Source organism: Amorphoplanes friuliensis DSM 7358, from assembly GCF_000494755.1.
GTDB classification, from domain to species: Bacteria; Actinomycetota; Actinomycetes; order Mycobacteriales; family Micromonosporaceae; genus Actinoplanes; species Actinoplanes friuliensis.
In genome coordinates this window covers 6,244,520-6,261,253 of sequence record NC_022657.1, presented here as the reverse complement: position 1 = coordinate 6,261,253, position 16,734 = coordinate 6,244,520, and the positions used below count along the sequence as shown (strand labels likewise).

The window sequence follows — 16,734 nt, the reverse complement described above, 5'->3', positions numbered from 1 at the left end:
TTCTCCACTTACGCGTCGGTCTTTTTGAGGCGATAGGCCGTCGCGGCCAAGGCCACGGCGACGTAGCCGGCAAAAACCGCAAGACCGGTCCACGGCCCCAGAGTGCCCTCGCCCGGGGTCAGCGCCATCACGGCGCTGCCCGCGTTGCTCGTCAGGTACGGCGTGATCGTCTCCGAGATCGAGTCCGGCAGCAGCGCGGCCAGGCCGGGCACGATCAGCAGCAGGCCGGCCAGGATCGCGATCGCACCGGCGCTGGAGCGCACGAGCATGCCGAGGGCAACACCGAGCACCGCGACCAGGCCCAGGTAGAGACCGGCGCCGAACAGGGCGCGCACCACGCCGGCGTCACCGAGACCGACGCCGCTGACGCCGTCGTTCAGCACGGCCGAGCCCAGCGCAAACGCGGCGAAGGCGCCGGCCGTCATCGTGATCAGCGCGGCGAATCCGGCCACCAGGCTCTTGGACCACAGCACCGGCAACCGGCGCGGCACGGCGGCCAGGGTCGCCCGGATCATGCCGGTGGTGTATTCGCCGGCTCCCAGCAGCGCGCCGAGCACACCGACGGTGAGGGCGGCCAGGGAGCTGCCGGACAGAGCCAGATCGACGGCCGACAGGCTGTCGTCCGAGATCGACGCCGAGGCGATCACGCCGAACGCGATCAGGAGCACGACCGAGATGCCGGTGGTGATCCAGGTGGAACGCAGGGAGGAGAACTTGGTCCACTCGGCGGCGACAACGCCACCAGGGGTGATCTTCATCGGGTGGCCTCGTATTCGACAGCGTTGTGGGTCAGTTCCATGAACGCCTCTTCGAGCGAGGCGTTCTGCGGGGTGAGCTCGAACAGCGGGATGCCGCGGGAGGCCGCCGCCAGCCCGATCTTGCGGGCGGTGGTGCCGGCGACGAACAGCTCCTCGGCACTCCCGGTCGACGTGACGGTGACGCCGGGGCCGGCGATCAGCCCGCGCAGCTCGTCGGGGGCCGCGGTGACGACCCGGACGCCCTCGGCGGTCATGAGGTCGGCCACGGTGGTGTCGGCCAGCAGCCGGCCCTGCCCGATGATCACCAGGTGGTCCGCGATCAGCGAGACCTCGCTCATCAGGTGCGAGGACAGCATCACGGTGCGGCCCTCGGCGGCCAGGCCGGTCAGCAGGTTGCGGACCCACAGGACACCGTCGGGGTCGAGCCCGTTGACCGGCTCGTCCAGCATCACCACGGCCGGGTCGCCGAGCAGCGCGGCGGCGATGCCCAGCCGCTGGCCCATGCCGAGAGAGAAGGCACCGACCCGCTTGTGGGCGGCGGCCGAGAGCCCGACCAGGCCGAGCACCTCGTCGACCCGCGAACGGGAGATGCCGTTCGTGCGGGCGATGGCGAGCAGGTGGCTGACCGCCGTACGGCCGGGGTGCATGGCCCTGGCCTCGAGCAGCACCCCGATCTCGTGCAGCGGTGCCTTCGACGACACGTACGGCTTGCCGTTGACCAGCACGTCGCCCGAGGTCGGCGCATCGAGACCGACGATCATCCGCATGGTGGTCGACTTACCGGCGCCGTTGGGCCCGAGGAAGCCGGTGACCTGACCGGGCTTCGCCGTGAACGACAGCTGGTCGACGACCGTCTTCGCGCCGTACCGCTTGGTCACTTCGCGTACTTGAATCATGCTCACCACGCTAGGCAGCCGGTACGCCCGGATCGTGGTACCGCGGGCGACAATCGAGCGCTCCCGGTGGTACCCGGGTACACCGGAGTTTCAGTCGGCCATGCCATCGAGCAGCCAGCTGTATTTCAGCCGCAGTCCGCGCTCCATGCTGCCCAGGACCGCCGCGGCCCCGAGGGCGACGTTCAGCCAGACCGGCAGGGAGACAGGGGACTCGAACGTGCCGAAGCGCTCCTGCACGGGCGGGATCGCCGAGAGCGGCTCCAGCAGCTGGATCAGGTTCAGCCCCACGCCGACAAGGAGCACCGCTATGGAGACAGCGCCGATGATGCGGCTCGCCTGCGGGTGCTCACGCTCGTAGCGCAGGCGGCGCCCGATGAGGGACGACGGATCAGCGACGAGCTGGTGTTCGACGTTGTCGTCGCTGACGAAGCTCGCTCGTTTCAGCCCGAAGTTGCTCTTGGCGATCTCGATGGTCCCGTGGGCGACCGGAATGACCGCTGGTAGCGGCGCCTGCGCATGATGTCGGCCGTTGAGGAAGACGTGCGCCATGGTTCGCTCCGATCCTTGGCGCACCTCCACGGCGTACTCGATGGTCTGTCCGTCCTGCTGCACGCGCAGGGAGAAGAGCTTGCGTCCGGTGAACGTCTGCCACCACCGGAAGGGCTTCAGCGGGTGGCCGTCGCCGGCCTTCACCCGCCCGATGGCCCACTGCTTTTTCCACTGCTTGAACATGCTGGTCACGACCGGCACGAGAGGTCCCGCGCGGGCATCTTCCCGTCGACCAGATAGGCGGTGGCCAGGTCCAGCGCGCACGCGTTGCCGCCGAGAACGTAGACGCCGTGCCCGCTGTCGTCGACGGTCACCAGCCTGGCCCGCTGGCCGAACTTCTGGCGCAGCAGCTGGGCGTTGATCGCGGGAGTGACCGGGTCGTGCCGGTTCTGCAGCATCAGCACGTCGGCCGGACCCCGGTTGTCGACCTTGACCGGCGGCTCGGACGGCTCGTGCTCCCAGTAGGCGCACGGCGTGATGTTGGCGGTCGCCGCGCCGAACATCGGGTACCTCTTGCGGTCCTCGGCGACACCGCGCCGGTAGGTCGCCAGGTCCTCGGGCCAGTTCACGTCGTTGCAGGTGACGGCCAGGAACACGGTCAGACCGTTGTCGATCGGGGTCGCCGGGGGCGCCGCTTTTGCTCGCGCGGCGCCGGGGTCCAGCAGCGTCTGCCAGATCCGGGCCAGCGGGCCGTACTGGATGTCGCCGTAGAGGTAGGCGAAGGTGAGGTACCGGAAGATGGCGCCGGTGGTTCCGTCGGAGGCCGGGGTCCTGTCGAGCCGTTCGGCGATGGCGAAGTAATTCTTGCGCACCTGTGCGGGCGTACGGCCCAGGCCGTAGGAGGCGTGCCGTGCCGCCGCCCACTTCGCGAAGTCCGGGAAGGTCTCCTCGACACCGCGGGCGAACCGGCGCAGGCCGTCGCGGTCGAGGTGGGTGTCGGCGAGGTTGCTGTCGAGCACCACCCGGTCGGTCGTGCCCGGGAACAGCGACACGTACGCCGCACCCAGCGCCGAACCGTAGGACGCCCCGTAGAAGCTGGCCTTCTGCTCGCCGAGGGCGGCCCGGATCCGGTCCAGGTCGCGGGCCATGTTCGCCGTCGTGAGGTGCTTCAGCCACCCGCGGGAGTCGTTGGCGGCGCACGTCTGCGCCACCTTCTCGGCGATCTTCGCCTGCGCGATCACGGCTGCGTCGTCCGCGGCGTACGGCGGCACGTTGGCCCAGTAGCCGAGCTCCTCGGGCAGGCCGCAGTACATCGGCGTCGAGTGGCCGACGCCCCGGGTGTCCATGCCGATCAGGTCGTAGGAGTCCGTCACACTCGCCGGCAGGCCCTTGTTCATCAGGAAGGCCGCCTGGTCGAGCCCGGAGCCGCCCGGCCCGCCCGGGTTCAGCAGCAGGATGCCGCGCCTCTGCTGCGGCTTGGTGCTCGCGATCCGCGACACCAGCAGCGAGATCTGGGTGCCGCCGGGGTGGCTGTAGTCCAGCGGCACGGGCACGGTGGTGCACTCGGCCGTCAGCGGCGCGGTCTTCGCGTTCACATCCGCCGGGCAGGCGGCCCAGGTCAATGGCGCTGCCGCGGGCTCCTCCGCTCGCGCGGGAAGCACGGCGATCAGCGTCCCGACCATACCGAGTGCTGCCACCAGGGCAGCGCTGTGCCGTCGACTCATGTCCGACTCCATCGCTCGTCGTCTTCGCGGTCCGATCGATGGGACACCATGTCCTCGGCACACAGTCAACGTTTCATCGCACCCGGACCAGCCCCTGCTGGTAGGCGATCACCACCAGTTGAGCGCGGTCGCGCGCGCCCACCTTCGTCATCGCCCGGTGGATGTGGGTGCGTACCGTCAGCGGGCTCACCACCAGACGCTGGGCGATGTCCTGGTTGGACAGGCCGTGGGCGGCCAGCGCGGTGATCTCGCGCTCCCGGTCGGTCAGGACGGCCAGCGACTTCAAGGACAGGTCATCGACGCTGCCCGGACCGGACAGGAAACGGTTGATCAGCGAGCGGGTGGCCGACGGCGAGAGCAGCGCGTCACCACCGACCACGGTGCGGATCCCGGCGAGCAGGATCTCCGGCGTGACGTCCTTGCCGAGGAACCCGGCGGCGCCCGCCTCGAGCGCGCGGGCCACGTACTCGTCGGTCCCGCCTCTCGGCCGGGACCCGGTCGCGTCGTCGTGCAGGTGCAGGCTCCGCACACGAAGATCGCAGTACGCCGGGAGCAGGGGTGTCCGCTTCAGGCCAGGCCGGCCGGAGCGGGGCAGGAACTGCCTACCGTGATGTGATGTCTCGTTCGCAGTGTTATCTGGCCATCGTGATGTCAGCCCTGATGGTGGGCGGCTGCGCCGACGGGAACAAGAGCCGCACGCCGGAGCCGCAACAGCCCAGCTCCCCGGTGCCCGCCTCGACGCGGGCGTCGGCGTTCTGCCTGGACCTGGGCACGTTCCAGTTCGCCGTCGTGGTCTACGTGGGCGAGGCCGGGAAGGCGATCGAGGGCAAGCCCCTGGATTTCGAGGAACTGCGGCGCCAGAGCGACAACATCGCCCGGATCGGAAAACCGATGCGGGCCGACGCGCCGGCCGACATCCGCAAGGAGTTCGGCATCGTTCTGGATGCCGTGGCCACGTCCAGGAAGGCGTTGCGGGCCGGCGGAAGCCCCAAGGACCTGGTGGATCCGTTGTACGGCTCCGAGAACCGGCCCGCCTTCGACGCGGTGAACAAGTACGACTGCGCGAAGTAGGGGAGACCCCTACTCAGGCAGGCGGTCGGCCGAGCCCCGGCCCAGAGCGGCCCAGATCTCGGTGACGGTGCTGTAGGTGACACCCTCCGGCAGGCTGTCCAGGTCGGCCAGCACGTCGTCGGGAGCCAGCAGCGCCACCGCGCTGCGCCGCAGGGCTTCGCGGTCGCCGGGCAGGGCGGACAGGCCGACGAAACGCCCGAAGCGGCTCAGGTCGTTGGCTGACTCGGCCTCCAGCGTCCGGGTCGGCTCGGGCTGGTCCTCGCCCGGCGGCTCGGCCATCTTCCACTCCTCGGCCCGGCCACCGGCGATGCCCTGAACCGTACCCAGGACTTCCTGACTCATCTGCTCGTCCACACGGGGACTGTGCTTGCTGCTCCCTCGTTCCATGGCCGCCGCGTTCCCCGCTGATCGGCCGGTAAACGGGGTGTGGACCCGGTCGCGCGGCCGTCGCTGCCTCGTGAGCCTTTTCCCATCACCCGCGGTTGATGCCCATGGTGATCAGCGGGCGGCGTCGGGGTGGCCCGGCATGCTGGAACCGCCGCCGGTGCTTCCGGAGGCGCCGCCTGCTGTGCCCGAGCCGTCCGGTTCGGTGACGATGTCGCTGTCGGCCACACCGGGCGGCCGGCGGTCCGTCTCGACCTGGGTGAGCGGTGCGCCCTGCTCAGGCTTGGCCGCCGGGTCGATGGGCAGTTCACCGTCGCGATTTCCGTGCTGTGTCGTCATGCCCCGGCGCGTACCCACCGGAGCGGGAACAACGCGTGGCAGAACGCCCGACGTTTGCCCGGCTCGCGGCGGGTAAGCACGCCACCGACGAGCAGGAAGGGGGAACCGCTCAAGCCCCAGGACTGAGACCGGCGAGCACGACGCTCTCGTCCGCCGGGGGCGGGTCCTCCGGGTCCGGGTCCGCGGGCGGCGTTTCCGTCGGCTCGGCCGGGGGTTCGGTGGTGGCCGGGGGATCGGTCGGTTCCGGTTCCGGCTCCGTTGTTGTCGGTGTCGGGTCACTCGGTACGGGTCCCGGCGGCCGCGTGGTCGGCTTGGTGCTCGGTGCGGCACTCGACGGGGTCGGCTTCGGCTTCACCGGGCGTACCTGCGACGTGGCCTCGCGGGTCGGGGTGTCGGTGACCCGGCGGACCGGGCGGTCGTTGTCCCCGTCGCTGATGGGCACCACCCGCGTCGAGGTCGGTTTCGGGGCCGGTGTGGTGATCGGCTGCGGCGCCTTGGTTGCGGGGGCACCGTCGACGGCGGCCTCGGCCTCGCGTCCGCCCGGCGTCGAATAGCCGTTGGCGACCTGGAGGCCGATGATGCTGACGAACGCCGCGGCCACGGCGATGGACGCCGTGATGGCAGCACGACTGCGGGAACGCTTCGGGCGTACCGGGGCGATCGTGCGGGTGATGACCGTCGACGATCGCAGGGCCGGGATCCGCAGGACCTGGACGACCTCGAGCGCCGACGGGCGGCGGGCCGGGTCGTCGGCGACGCAGGACTCGTAGAGGCGGACGATCGAGCGGGGGAGCCCGGGGATGCTGGGCAGCCGGGGCGCGCGCTGCTGGTGGCGGGCGGCGAGGATCTCGCCGACGCTGGTGCCCGGCCAAGCGCGGTCGCCGGTCAGGCATTCGAAGAGCAGCAGGCCGAGCGCGTAGATGTCGGCCGCCGGGTAGGTCGGCTCGCCGCGCAGCTGCTCGGGCGCGAGGCTGGCCGGGGTGCCCCACAGCTGGCCCTGGGAGTCGAAGCCGTCCTGGCCGGCCATGGCCGCGATGCCGAAGTCGAGGACCTTCGTGCCGGACGGGGTGAGCATGACGTTGCGGGGCTTGACGTCACGGTGCACCAGGTCGCGGGCGTGGGCGGCGGCCAGGGCCGCGGCGACGTCGGCGCAGATCTCCGCGGCGCGGGGCCAGTCGAAGGCCCCCGTCGTGGCGAGCTGGTCGGCGACGGTGTCGCCCTCGAGGAATTCCATGACCAGGTACGGGACGCGCTTGCCGTCCTCGGTCGCCTCGCCGTAGTCGTAGACCCGCGCGATGTTCGGGTGGCTCAGCGCCGCCGCGGCCCGGGCCTCGCGCAGCACGTCGACCGACGGTGCGGGGCTGTCCGGGCGGTACGGGGTGAAGAGCTTGATCGCGACGCGGCGTTTGAGGGTGCGGTCGTAGCCGCTGTGCACGACGGCGCTGCCGCCCTCACCGACCGGCTGCTCGACCCGGTAACGCCCTGCCAGAGATCGCACTTCTGATCCCTCCCAGTCGTCGCGCGGACCCGCCACCCACAGTCTGGATCTTCGACGGCGCTGATCCTGCGTTGAGTGTCGCAGTTCATACTGCCGTTCGACCAGGTGGGCGAGGTACGTTCCCGAGCCGTTTACCCGCTATGTGCTTCATTGAGACATCACTTTTTGATCACCGCGGATCCCGGTACCCGAGGACACCTCACCGGTACCTGAGGATGATGCCGCTGTTGACACTTCCCGCGATCATTACCTGCTATGACCCTGCCCAGCCGGGAGACCTGGTGGTGTGCGGTGGCCGGGCTCGCCGTGCTGTTGTCCGGCATCGTCGAGTACGCCACCCAGCAGTTTCTGCAGAGCTTCGACAAGGGCCCGTCGATCACCCTGGCCGTCCTCGGCACGGGGCTGGCCGTCGTCCTGGTCCGCCGCCTGCCCTGGGCCTCGCTGGCCCTGGTATGGATCGTCCCGATTGTCCAGACCGCCACCGGTACGCCGTTCGTGGTCACCCAGGCGGCGTTCGCCGGCGTTGCGTTCGGCCTGGCCCGCTGGGGTGGCACGGTGGTCGTCTGGCTGAGCGCGCTGTCGATCGCCGCGGGGTCGGTGATCGCGGTGGTCCTGGTCGCGATGCAGGCGGTGTGGGTCAACTTCTCGTACTCCTCGTGGGACCTGGCCTCGCAGGCCGTCGACCAGCTCGGTGTCGGCTGGCGGATCGGGCTGGTCCTGGTGTTCGCGGCGGTGCTCGGCACCCCGTGGCTGGCCGGGCTCACCCTGCGGATCTCCGACCGGGCCCGCATCGACCTGGGCGTGGCGTCCCGGGACCGCGTGCGCGCCGAGGAGACCGCGCGGCTCCGTGACGCCCAGGCCCGCCTCGCCCGCGACGTGCACGATGTTGTCGGCCACTCGCTGGCTGTCATCCTGGCGCAGGCCGAGTCCGGGCAGTACCTCCCCGACGACGATCCGGCCGCCCTCAAGTCGGCGCTGGCCACGATCGCCTCCTCGGCGCGGACCTCGCTGCGGGACGTCCGCGGGGTGCTGACCGCCACGCAGGACTCCACCGACGACCTGGACAAACTGATCGACAACCTGCGCGAGCGCGGCCAGGAGGTGGTCTTCCGGCAGGAGGGTCTGCCGCGGCCGCTGAGCGAGGAGCAGCAGATCACCGGCTACCGCGTGCTGCAGGAGATGCTGACCAACGCCATCCGGCACGGCCGGCGCGGCGGGGCGCTGATCGTCCGGCGGGCCTGGCTGCCCGGCGCCGTCGAGGTCGAGGTCCGCAACGCCGTCGACCCCGGCGCGCAGGATCGGGCGGAGTCCGCCGGCTCGGGTGTCGAGGGCATGCGGGAGCGGCTCACCGCGGTCGGCGGCAGCCTGTCGGCTCGCGCCGACGCTGACGTCTACGTCGCCACCGCGAGGATGCCGTTGCCGTGAGTGACGACATCACGGTGCTGGTCGTCGACGACCAGGAGCTGTTCCGCGCCGGTGTTGCGGTCATCCTCGACGCCCAGCCGGGCATCCGGGTGGTCGGTGAGGCCGGTGACGGTGCGGACGCTGTCCGCCAGGTCGACGAGCTGCACCCCGACGTCGTCCTGATGGATCTGCGGATGCCCGGGACCGACGGGGTCGTGGCCACCCGGCAGATCTACGCCACCGCACGGCCGCGCCCGGTCCGCGTCCTGGTGCTCACCACCTTCAACCTCGACGACCGGGCCGCCACCGCGATCCGGTACGGCGCCAGCGGTTTCCTGCTGAAGGACACCACTCCCGCACAACTGACCGACGCCGTCCGCGGGGTCCATGCCGGCAACGCGGTGCTCGCCCCGGCCGATCTGTCGGCGCTGCTGCTGACACAGTTCCCGGAACGCCGTCCGGTGCCGGACGCGTACCTGGCGCTGACCGGCAAGGAACGCAGCGTCTTCCGGGCGGTGGCCCGGGGCCTGTCCAACACGGAGATCGCGGCGGAGATCTTCGCCAGTGAATCGACCGTGAAGACGCACGTCGGGGCGATCCTGCGCAAGCTGGCCCTGCGGGACCGGGTGCAGATCGTCGTTTTTGCGCACGAGCACGGCTTGCTCTTCGGCGGTACCTGAGGACACCGCCGCGGCACCTCAGCACGATGTGGGCAGGCCGGCCCGTCGACGATCTTTTGTCACGTGCATCCCCTCCTGGCAGCAACCAGCGCCGACCGGCGGCAGCCCCGGCTTTTTGCCCTCGATGGCCTGCGACTGATCTGCGCGCTGGCGGTGGCCGGTTACCACTTCGCCTGCTCGTGGCGGCTGGACGGCGTCCGGCTGCCCGCGCACTTCCTGCCGCACGGTGCCCCGGTGCTGATCTACGGCTTCCTCGGGGTCGAGGTCTTCTTCCTGATCAGCGGATTTGTCATCTGCATGAGCGCCTGGGGCCGGAACGTCCGCAGCTTCGTGGCTTCCCGGGCGGCCCGGCTGTACCCCGCGTTCTGGGCGGCGGTGCTGATCACGGCCGTCGTGGTGGCGGTGCTTCCGGTGACCACCGGGGTGCCTGTCTCGGGCGTACCGTCGGTGGGCGGGGTTGCGGTGAACCTGACGATGCTGGCCGAACCGCTGAACGTTCCGCTGGTCGACACCGTGTACTGGACCCTCTGGGCGGAACTGCGCTTCTACCTGATCATGGCGTGCCTCGTCGGCGCCGGGCTGACCGACCGGCGGCTACGGCTGTTCGGCACCGGCTGGCTGATCGCTGCGGTGGTCCTGCCCGCGTTCCCCGGTGCGGCCTTGCAGCAGGTTGTCATCCCGGAGTTCGCGCCGTACTTCATCGCCGGGATGACGATGTTCCTGCTGCGCCGCTCGCCGTCCGACCGGTGGCTGTGGGCGCTGCTGGCCGGGTGCTGGCTGGTCAGCCTGCACCACGTCCAGATCCGGGCCCTCGAGCTCCGGCCCGGCTTCGAGGTCCCCGCCCGGCCGGCGATGGTCCTGCTCACCCTCGCGTACGGCGTACTTCTCGCGATCGCTCTGGGGGCGACCGACCGGCTGAGCTGGCGGTGGCTGGGCACCGCCGGTGCGCTGACCTACCCGTTCTACCTGCTGCACCAGCGGATCGGGTACAGCCTGATCCGCACCGCCCACACCCACACCGCGCTACCCGCCTGGGTGCTGATCAGCGCAGCCGTGGCCGTTCTGCTGGCAGCCGCCTGGCTGGTGCACCGCCTGGTCGAACGGCCCCTGGCTCCGCTGGTGCGACGGTGGATCAGCGGGAGGCGAAGTCCGCGGGTGTGAACTTCTTCCGGGCCAGGTGGTCCTCGATCTGCTCCAGGCTGCGGCCGGTCAGCTCCGGCATCTTGCGGTACAGGAACACGAACGCGATCAGGTTGAACACCGCGTACAGCCAGAAGGTCTGACCGGTGCCGATCAGCCGCATGATGCTCAGCAGCGACAACGTGATGAGGACGTTGGTGCCCCACAGCGACGCGGACTGGGCCGCGGCGCCGGCGGCCCGGGTGGCCAGCGGGTAGATCTCCGAACCGGTCAGCCAGCCCATCAGCTGGATCCCGCCGGCCGTGAGCGCCATGAAGGTGATGAGCGTGGCGATGATCCACGGCACCATCGACTTGCCGTCGTTGCCCGAGACGAAGAACCAGCCCAGCACGAACAGCGCCAGCGCGGCGAACGGGAGGGTCACCAGGGTCAGGCGGCGCCGGCCGACACGGTCGATGATGGACAGCCCGATGAGCTGGGCGATCAGGTAGGTCAGGCCCAGGGCGACGGACACCCGCAGCGCGGTCGAGTCCGAGAAGCCGTTGTCGGTCAGGATCGTGGGGGAGTAGTAGACGATCATCTCGATGCCGGACAGCTGGGTGAAGATCGCGAGGCCGCAGCCGACGACCAGCGCCGGGCGCACCCAGGCCGCCTTGAGCCCGGCCCACCCGCGGGTGTCGGCCCGCTTCTCGTCCCGGACGTTCTCCTGGATCTCCCGGAACTCCGCGGTCAGGTCGCTGCCCGCGTGCCGCACCCGGGCGAGCGCCTCGCGGGCGCGGTCCTCGTGGCCCTCGCGGGCGAGCCAGCGCGGGCTCTCCGGCAGCCGCAGCATCAGGGCGAACATGATCGCGGCCGGCACGGCGGCCAGCCCGATCGAGACCCGCCAGTCGATGACCTCGGTCGCGCCGACGATGGTCGCGATGACGATGCCGACACCGATCGCGATCTGGAAGAACAGCACCAGGCGTCCGCGGTGGGCGGTCGGCGCCAGCTCGGCGACGTAGACCGGGGCGGTCTGCGTCGCACCGCCGACCGCGAAGCCCAGCACCAGACGGCTCAGCGACAGGGTGATCGGGTCCGGCGAGATCGACGCCGCCACCGCGCCGACGACGAAGATGATGCCGATGAGCAGCAGGGTGCCGTGCCGTCCCCGGCGTTCGGCCAGCCTGCTGCAGGTCAGCGCGCCGATGACCGCGCCGACCAGGATGGACGCGGCGATCACCTGCTCCCACACGTGCCCGATCTTGAAGTCGTCGCCGATCTGCAGCAGCGCGCCGGAGATGATGCCTGTGTCGTACCCGTAGAGCAGGCCCGAGATGGCCGAGACGAGAGCGACCACGACGATCGATCCGGTGAGACGGTCGTTCTGCGGTTGTGTTCCTGACTCGTCCTGCTGGGCCTGGCTCAAGGGGGACCTCCCGGACGGCGTGGACTGCCTGTGGCCGGGAGGTACCCGAGATCGTCTGCGCTACACCGCAGGCCGGAGCGGTCAGGTCAGTCAGGGCGATAGATCTCCGTGTCTCCGGACACGGCCTCGGTGTCGTAGCCGGCTCCGGGTGAGCCACCGACGGGGTCGTCGCCCGCCGGTGCCGCATCCGGTGCGATGTCGTCGTCGGTCGGCTCGGGCGGGTGCGCCGGCCGGACCGAGTCGCCGGGTGCGTGCAGCGACGCGGCGTACGCGGGGGTGCCGTCGGGTTCGTCGGACGGTGCTCGTTCGGTGGTCATCATCGCCGCCTTTCTCATCGATCGGTTGTCTGCTCGCCGCGTCGTCCGCGGGTCAGCCGGCGGATCGCCGCGTAGGTGACCGCGGCACCCAGCACCCACGGCGCTGCCACGATGACCGGGTCGAGCGGGTGGTGCACCACGTCGGCACGCTTGCGCCCGACGCGCGAGGAAAGGCCGCCGCGGGTGAACTCGGTGCGGATGCCGGTCTCGGTGAGCGGGTTGTCGGGTCGGCGGCTCACGAACGAGCGCAGCGTGCTCTCCACCGTGTCCACCCGGTCGGCGGCGATCAGCAGCAACCAGTGGGCGGCGCGGGCCTCGCTGTACTTCGCGTACGCGTACCGGCGGATCTTGCCCGAGGCGCCACGCGGCGGGCACGCCGTACCGAAGACGGGGGTGAGGAACTGGTGTTCGATCGAGCGTTCCCGGGGCCACTTCTCCGGCTGCCGCTCGGGGAACTCCCAGTGGGCGCCGCTCAGATCGGGGTCGAGACGCTCCTGCGGCACGGCCGGCCGGAACTTCGGGTCCAGGTCGGCGCCCCAGCCGGGGATGGTGGCGCGCAGCTCCTCGATCGAGCGCGGGAGTGCCGGCTTCTCCGGGGTGTAGGTCATGATCTTCCCCTCACGCCGCGTTCGGGACGATGATCGGCTTGATGCAGTCGTCGAGCTTGGCCGAGAAGATGTGGTAACCCTCGGCAATGTGTTCGAGCGGAATCCGGTGCGTGATGATCTCGCTGGGCTTGAGGTATCCGGCCTTGACGTGCTCGAACAGCCGCGGCCACTGGCGCTTGACCGGGCACTGGTTCATCCGCAGCGTGAGGCCCTTGTTCATGGCGTCGCCGAACTTGATGGCGCTGAAGATCGGCCCGTACGCGCCCATGACCGAGATGGTGGCGCCCTTGCGGACCGAGTCGATGGCCCAGTTCAGCGCGACGGGTGAGCCGCCCTGCCGTTTGAGCTTGGCCGCGGTCACGTGCTGGAGCAGGTTGCCGTCGGCCTCGGCCCCGACGGCGTCGATGGCCACGTCGGCGCCCAGATAACCGGTGATCTTCTTCAGATGCACGACGATGTCGTCGTACTCGGTGAAGTTGCAGGTCTCGGCGTGCGCGAACTCCGCCGCCTTGGCCAGCCGGTAGTCGAGGTGGTCGATGACGATCACCCGCCCGGCGCCCATGAGCCAGGCGGACTTCGCGGCGTACAGGCCCACCGGTCCGGCCCCGAAGACCACGACCACGTCACCCTCGGTGATGTCACCCAGCTGGGCGCCGAAGTACCCGGTGGCGACCGCGTCGGTGAGCAGGACGGCGTCGTCCTCGTCCATCCAGTCGGGCAGCAGGCTCGGGCCCACGTCGGCGAACGGCACCCGGACGTACTCCGCCTGAGCGCCGTCGTAACCGCCGGTGGTGTGCGAGTAGCCGTAGATGCCGCCGACCGCGGTGGCGTTCGGGTTGACGTTGTGGCAGTTGGCGTACATGCCGCGGGCACAGTAGAAGCAGGTGCCGCAGAAGATGTTGAACGGCACCATCACCCGGTCGCCGGGCCGCAGGTGCTCGACCGACGGCCCGACCTCGTCGACGACGCCCACGAACTCGTGCCCGAAGGTCATGCCGACCCGGGTGTCCGGCATCATCCCGTGGTAAAGATGCAGGTCGGAGCCGCAGATGGCGGCCCGTGTCACCCGGACGATCGCATCGTTGGGATGCTCGATCGACGGACGGTCCTTCTCCTCGACCCGCACACGGTAGGGCCCGCGATAGACCATTGCCTGCACAGCTGCCTCCCCAAGAGTAGGTCAGCGGCTACCCGCCGGATCGCCCGACAAACAACGGATCACGGCGTACTGCGCGACGGTCACGAAGGACGGGTTCGCCGCCTGCGGCTGCCGCAGCACCTCCAGCTCGGACAGCCGGGGATCGGCTCGCAGCTCCTCCCGCGGCAGGCGGTCGGCCGGCCCGGCGATGACCAGATCGAGCGGCACCCACCAGCCGGCGTCACCGTCCCGCTCCGGCGTCCCCGCCAGCTCTCCCCGGCCCCAGATCCCGTACGCGGTATCGCGGCGTCTGCTGCCACTGGCCCAGAACAGCACCGGCTGACCCGCCCGCATGAGCTCGAGGCGGTAACTCGGCTGCAGGCACCACCGGGTGACGCGGGGATCGCGGGCGAAACGTCCCGCCAGATCGGACTGGTCGGCGTTGCCCTTGAGCAGCCAGGCGCCCAGGTCGTCGAGGCGTACCCGCCGGTCGGGCCGGGTCACCGCCGCACGGCACGGGCCAGCGCCCGCGGCAGCGGTCCGGCACCCGAACGCCGCCCCGGCCGGGCGTCGGCGTGCACCTGCCCCGGCCCCCGCCCGTCGCGGGCGGCGAGCGCGTCGGCGACGGCACCCGTGGCGAAGCCGTAGACCGCCTTGTGCAGCACGTCGACCGCCAGCTCGCGGCGCGGCCAGGTCTGCGGCGGCGCGCCCACACCGGTGGCGTTCTCCAGGATCTGATCGGTGGTCAGCCGGGTCACCGTGAACATGCCGGACGCCCACGGGCCGCGCAGGCCACTCTGGGCCATGACACTGCGCAGGACCCCGACCAGGGCACCTTGGCCGAAGTGCATCGTGAGGTTCAGCCACGGCGGCTGCTTCCCGGGCCGTTCCGGGAGTCCGCTGAGACGGGCCAGGACGCGCGCGGGCACGTACGAGTCGGGCCGCTTGGTGAACCGTTGCTCGGTCTTCTCCGCGAGGGTCATCACGGCGGCCCCGCTCAGCCCGGCCACCAGCCCCTGCCAGATCGCTCGCTTCAGCATGACGACCGGCCTACCCCCAGCGCGGTCTTGTACACCACATGGTTTCCGAGGAGTTGAAAGTTGCCATGGAGGAAAGTATCTGCGATAGTTTCCGCTATGGAAAACAACCTCGACGTCCCGGACGCCGCCGAGGCCCGTGAGGCCCTGGCCGGCATCGACTCGGTCCAGCGCGCCGTGCGCGACACGCCCTGGCCCACCTGGATCTACCCGGTCAACGCCCTCCTGCTGGCGGCCATGACGCTGACCTTCCTCCTGGGCGACGACGGCTTCATCCCGCTCCTCGCCGTCAGTGCCACGGTCATCGCGGTCAACCTGCTGGCCGGCTACAAGATGGGCACGCCCTACACCCTGCCCACCAGCCGCGCCTTCCTCGCCTCGGTCGTCGCCTCCGGCGCGTGTGTCTTCGCCGCATTCATCGTCGCCGAGTTCACCACCCAGGCCTGGCCGTTCATCGTCCTCGCCCTCGCGGCGGCCGCGTCCTACCTGGCCGGCGGCGTTGCCCACCGTCGGTCGACAGGCGCACCCCGGTGACCGCGGGCCTCGACCCGATCATCCACCCGACCCACCGCCTGCGAATCTGCGCGATGCTCGTCGCCGGCAAAGCCCTGGAGCTGTCGGTCATCAAGGAACACCTCGACCTGAGCCCCTCGGCCCTGAGCAAACAGGTCGCCGCCCTCGTCGACGCGGGCTACGTGAACCAGGAACGTCTCGGTTCGGACACCCGGCGGGTCTGGCTGTCGATGACCCGCCAGGGCATGAAGGCCTACCAGGGCCACGTCGCTGCCCTCCGCGAAATCGTCAACACAACAGGCGTCCCCAGCGCCGGGTAGGGCGAGCGAGCGCCGGCCCTGCCTGCTTGGTCACCGGGACTCGGGGGACGCCGGAGCCTGGTCGCGGGTCGCGGCCCAGCTCGCCAACACCCGCAGCGCGTCGTCGTCGGCGGATCCGGCCGGGGCGCTCAGCAGGGTCATCGACAGGCCGGGGTCCGCCGCCAGCTGCATCGTCTCGAAGTTCAGGTCGATCTCGCCGACGACCGGGTGGCGGAACTGCTTGATCCCGGTGCTGTGCAGCCGGACGTCGTGGGCGGCCCAGCGGCTCCGGAACTCCTCGCTGCGCGTGCACAGCTCGCCCACGAGATCGGTCAAGGCTTTGTCGTACGGGTCCCGGCCGGCCTCGGACCGCAGCATCGCCACAGTCGTGGTGGCGATCCGTTCCCAGTCGCGCCAGAAGTCCCGGGCACGGGGGTTGAGGAACGCGAACCGGGCGTGGTTCGCCGGCCGGGTGGCATCGTCGAACATCGGTGCGTACAGGGCCCGGGTCAGCGGATTCGCGGCGATGACGTCACCACGGCCGTTGTTCACAAACGCGGGGATCTCGGTCATCAGCTCCAGGGCACGCGCCACGCTCGGGCGGACATGCTGCGCGGCGGGCTTGCGGCGGATCCGGGGGGCCGGGCCGGCGGCGCGGGCCAGAGCGGCCAGATGCTGCTGCTCGGCCTCGTCGAGATGCAGAGCCCGGGCCAGAGCCTCCAGGACGCTGTCGGAGGCGCCGGCCAGGTTGCCGCGTTCGAGCTGGGCGTAGTACTCGACGCTGACCCCGGCCAGGTCGGCGACCTCGCTGCGGCGCAGCCCGGGCACACGACGGTTGCGGTTGAAGTGCTGCAGCCCGGCCTGCTCGGGAGTGATCTTGGCCCGGCGGGAGCTGAGGAAAGCCTTGACCTCGTCTCGGTTGTCCACGCAGTCCAGGCTAGGCCGCATCGGCGGGCCGAGTGGTGGGCTGTCGGTACACCCTCCAGCAGCATCTTCTCCGGATCCGCGGAACCCCGTTCCCTGGTGTTCGG

21 protein-coding genes are annotated in these 16,734 nt (G+C 70.5%); 6 read left to right on the top strand and 15 right to left on the bottom strand.

The genetic code is table 11. The features are described from left to right. Positions 1–8: 8 nt before the first annotated feature. The 5 genes from AFR_RS28945 to AFR_RS28925 form a co-directional block, all read right to left on the bottom strand. Positions 9–758 carry an ABC transporter permease subunit gene (locus tag AFR_RS28945; RefSeq protein WP_023560362.1) on the bottom strand — a complete coding sequence of 250 codons (750 nt, stop codon included), beginning with the start codon at positions 756–758 and terminating at the stop codon, positions 9–11. Continuing rightward, entirely contained in the window at positions 755–1,654 is a 900-nt protein-coding gene (locus AFR_RS28940; protein WP_041842862.1) for an ABC transporter ATP-binding protein, read from the bottom strand. The genes AFR_RS28945 and AFR_RS28940 overlap by 4 nt, the downstream gene beginning before the upstream one ends. 90 nt (positions 1,655–1,744) lie before the next feature. Next, complete coding sequence (locus AFR_RS28935; RefSeq protein ID WP_041842861.1) at positions 1,745–2,386, bottom strand: hypothetical protein; 642 nt, start codon at positions 2,384–2,386, stop codon at positions 1,745–1,747. Between the two features lie 5 nt (positions 2,387–2,391). Then, complete coding sequence (locus AFR_RS28930) at positions 2,392–3,867, bottom strand: alpha/beta hydrolase (protein ID WP_148308085.1); 1,476 nt, start codon at positions 3,865–3,867, stop codon at positions 2,392–2,394. A gap of 73 nt (positions 3,868–3,940) precedes the next feature. Next, entirely contained in the window at positions 3,941–4,396 is a 456-nt protein-coding gene (locus AFR_RS28925) for a response regulator transcription factor (RefSeq protein WP_023560358.1), read from the bottom strand. 86 nt (positions 4,397–4,482) lie between these two features. On the opposite strand from AFR_RS28925, the gene AFR_RS28920 reads away from it, so the two are divergent. Then, positions 4,483–4,938, top strand: a complete 456-nt coding sequence (locus AFR_RS28920) for a hypothetical protein (protein ID WP_023560357.1) — start codon at positions 4,483–4,485, stop codon at positions 4,936–4,938. Between the two features lie 9 nt (positions 4,939–4,947). Here AFR_RS28920 and AFR_RS28915 read toward each other — a convergent pair whose 3' ends face one another. The 3 genes from AFR_RS28915 to AFR_RS28905 all read right to left on the bottom strand — a co-directional run bounded on the left by AFR_RS28915 (position 4,948) and on the right by AFR_RS28905 (position 7,159). Next, positions 4,948–5,325: a hypothetical protein gene (locus AFR_RS28915; protein WP_041841217.1), complete on the bottom strand. Its 378-nt coding sequence runs from the start codon at positions 5,323–5,325 to the stop codon at positions 4,948–4,950. A 111-nt stretch (positions 5,326–5,436) separates the two neighbouring features. Beyond that, positions 5,437–5,661 carry a hypothetical protein gene (locus tag AFR_RS28910; RefSeq protein ID WP_023560355.1) on the bottom strand — a complete coding sequence of 75 codons (225 nt, stop codon included), beginning with the start codon at positions 5,659–5,661 and terminating at the stop codon, positions 5,437–5,439. Positions 5,662–5,770: 109 nt separating this feature from the next. Continuing rightward, positions 5,771–7,159 carry a serine/threonine-protein kinase gene (locus tag AFR_RS28905; RefSeq protein ID WP_023560354.1) on the bottom strand — a complete coding sequence of 463 codons (1,389 nt, stop codon included), beginning with the start codon at positions 7,157–7,159 and terminating at the stop codon, positions 5,771–5,773. A gap of 255 nt (positions 7,160–7,414) precedes the next feature. Between AFR_RS28905 and AFR_RS44065 the strand changes: the two genes are divergently transcribed. From AFR_RS44065 to AFR_RS28890, 3 genes are all read left to right on the top strand, one after another. After that, entirely contained in the window at positions 7,415–8,584 is a 1,170-nt protein-coding gene (locus tag AFR_RS44065) for a sensor histidine kinase (protein ID WP_023560353.1), read from the top strand. Further along, positions 8,581–9,243 (top strand): response regulator, encoded by a 663-nt coding sequence (locus tag AFR_RS28895; protein ID WP_023560352.1) that lies wholly within the window; start codon positions 8,581–8,583, stop codon positions 9,241–9,243. The genes AFR_RS44065 and AFR_RS28895 overlap by 4 nt, the downstream gene beginning before the upstream one ends. A 63-nt stretch (positions 9,244–9,306) precedes the next feature. Next, positions 9,307–10,404, top strand: a complete 1,098-nt coding sequence (locus AFR_RS28890; RefSeq protein ID WP_023560351.1) for an acyltransferase family protein — start codon at positions 9,307–9,309, stop codon at positions 10,402–10,404. Here AFR_RS28890 and AFR_RS28885 read toward each other — a convergent pair. From AFR_RS28885 to AFR_RS28860, 6 genes are all read right to left on the bottom strand, one after another. Then, positions 10,376–11,791, bottom strand: coding sequence for a sugar porter family MFS transporter (locus AFR_RS28885; protein WP_023560350.1), 1,416 nt, complete (start codon positions 11,789–11,791; stop codon positions 10,376–10,378). The genes AFR_RS28890 and AFR_RS28885 overlap by 29 nt on opposite strands. An 86-nt stretch (positions 11,792–11,877) precedes the next feature. Next, complete coding sequence (locus AFR_RS28880) at positions 11,878–12,108, bottom strand: hypothetical protein (RefSeq protein WP_148308084.1); 231 nt, start codon at positions 12,106–12,108, stop codon at positions 11,878–11,880. A 14-nt stretch (positions 12,109–12,122) separates the two neighbouring features. Next, positions 12,123–12,716, bottom strand: coding sequence for a hypothetical protein (locus AFR_RS28875; RefSeq protein WP_023560348.1), 594 nt, complete (start codon positions 12,714–12,716; stop codon positions 12,123–12,125). Between the two features lie 10 nt (positions 12,717–12,726). Next, positions 12,727–13,866 (bottom strand): zinc-dependent alcohol dehydrogenase, encoded by a 1,140-nt coding sequence (locus AFR_RS28870; protein WP_238547399.1) that lies wholly within the window; start codon positions 13,864–13,866, stop codon positions 12,727–12,729. 30 nt (positions 13,867–13,896) lie between these two features. After that, positions 13,897–14,358, bottom strand: coding sequence for an EVE domain-containing protein (locus AFR_RS28865; protein WP_023560346.1), 462 nt, complete (start codon positions 14,356–14,358; stop codon positions 13,897–13,899). Further along, positions 14,355–14,894 (bottom strand): hypothetical protein, encoded by a 540-nt coding sequence (locus AFR_RS28860; protein WP_023560345.1) that lies wholly within the window; start codon positions 14,892–14,894, stop codon positions 14,355–14,357. The genes AFR_RS28865 and AFR_RS28860 overlap by 4 nt, the downstream gene beginning before the upstream one ends. A gap of 96 nt (positions 14,895–14,990) precedes the next feature. On the opposite strand from AFR_RS28860, the gene AFR_RS28855 reads away from it, so the two are divergent. Both AFR_RS28855 and AFR_RS28850 read left to right on the top strand, forming a co-directional pair. Next, entirely contained in the window at positions 14,991–15,425 is a 435-nt protein-coding gene (locus AFR_RS28855) for a hypothetical protein (RefSeq protein WP_023560344.1), read from the top strand. Next, complete coding sequence (locus AFR_RS28850) at positions 15,422–15,724, top strand: transcriptional regulator (protein WP_023560343.1); 303 nt, start codon at positions 15,422–15,424, stop codon at positions 15,722–15,724. The genes AFR_RS28855 and AFR_RS28850 overlap by 4 nt, the downstream gene beginning before the upstream one ends. A 30-nt stretch (positions 15,725–15,754) precedes the next feature. Here AFR_RS28850 and AFR_RS28845 read toward each other — a convergent pair whose 3' ends face one another. Further along, positions 15,755–16,630: a helix-turn-helix domain-containing protein gene (locus tag AFR_RS28845; protein ID WP_023560342.1), complete on the bottom strand. Its 876-nt coding sequence runs from the start codon at positions 16,628–16,630 to the stop codon at positions 15,755–15,757. Between the last annotated feature and the right edge of the window lie 104 nt (positions 16,631–16,734).

Excerpts from the sequence above, each read along its gene's own strand:
- AFR_RS28945 (WP_023560362.1), bottom strand. The coding sequence starts at position 758 with ATGAAGATCACCCCTGGTGGCGTTGTCGCCGCCGAGTGGACCAAGTTC.
- AFR_RS28940 (WP_041842862.1), bottom strand. The coding sequence starts at position 1,654 with ATGATTCAAGTACGCGAAGTGACCAAGCGGTACGGCGCGAAGACGGTC.
- AFR_RS28935 (WP_041842861.1), bottom strand. The coding sequence starts at position 2,386 with ATGTTCAAGCAGTGGAAAAAGCAGTGGGCCATCGGGCGGGTGAAGGCC.
- AFR_RS28930 (WP_148308085.1), bottom strand. The coding sequence starts at position 3,867 with ATGAGTCGACGGCACAGCGCTGCCCTGGTGGCAGCACTCGGTATGGTC.
- AFR_RS28920 (WP_023560357.1), top strand. The coding sequence starts at position 4,483 with ATGTCTCGTTCGCAGTGTTATCTGGCCATCGTGATGTCAGCCCTGATG.
- AFR_RS28915 (WP_041841217.1), bottom strand. The coding sequence starts at position 5,325 with ATGGAACGAGGGAGCAGCAAGCACAGTCCCCGTGTGGACGAGCAGATG.
- AFR_RS28910 (WP_023560355.1), bottom strand. The coding sequence starts at position 5,661 with ATGACGACACAGCACGGAAATCGCGACGGTGAACTGCCCATCGACCCG.
- AFR_RS44065 (WP_023560353.1), top strand. The coding sequence starts at position 7,415 with ATGACCCTGCCCAGCCGGGAGACCTGGTGGTGTGCGGTGGCCGGGCTC.
- AFR_RS28880 (WP_148308084.1), bottom strand. The coding sequence starts at position 12,108 with ATGACCACCGAACGAGCACCGTCCGACGAACCCGACGGCACCCCCGCG.
- AFR_RS28875 (WP_023560348.1), bottom strand. The coding sequence starts at position 12,716 with ATGACCTACACCCCGGAGAAGCCGGCACTCCCGCGCTCGATCGAGGAG.
- AFR_RS28870 (WP_238547399.1), bottom strand. The coding sequence starts at position 13,866 with ATGGTCTATCGCGGGCCCTACCGTGTGCGGGTCGAGGAGAAGGACCGT.
- AFR_RS28860 (WP_023560345.1), bottom strand. The coding sequence starts at position 14,894 with ATGCTGAAGCGAGCGATCTGGCAGGGGCTGGTGGCCGGGCTGAGCGGG.
- AFR_RS28855 (WP_023560344.1), top strand. The coding sequence starts at position 14,991 with ATGGAAAACAACCTCGACGTCCCGGACGCCGCCGAGGCCCGTGAGGCC.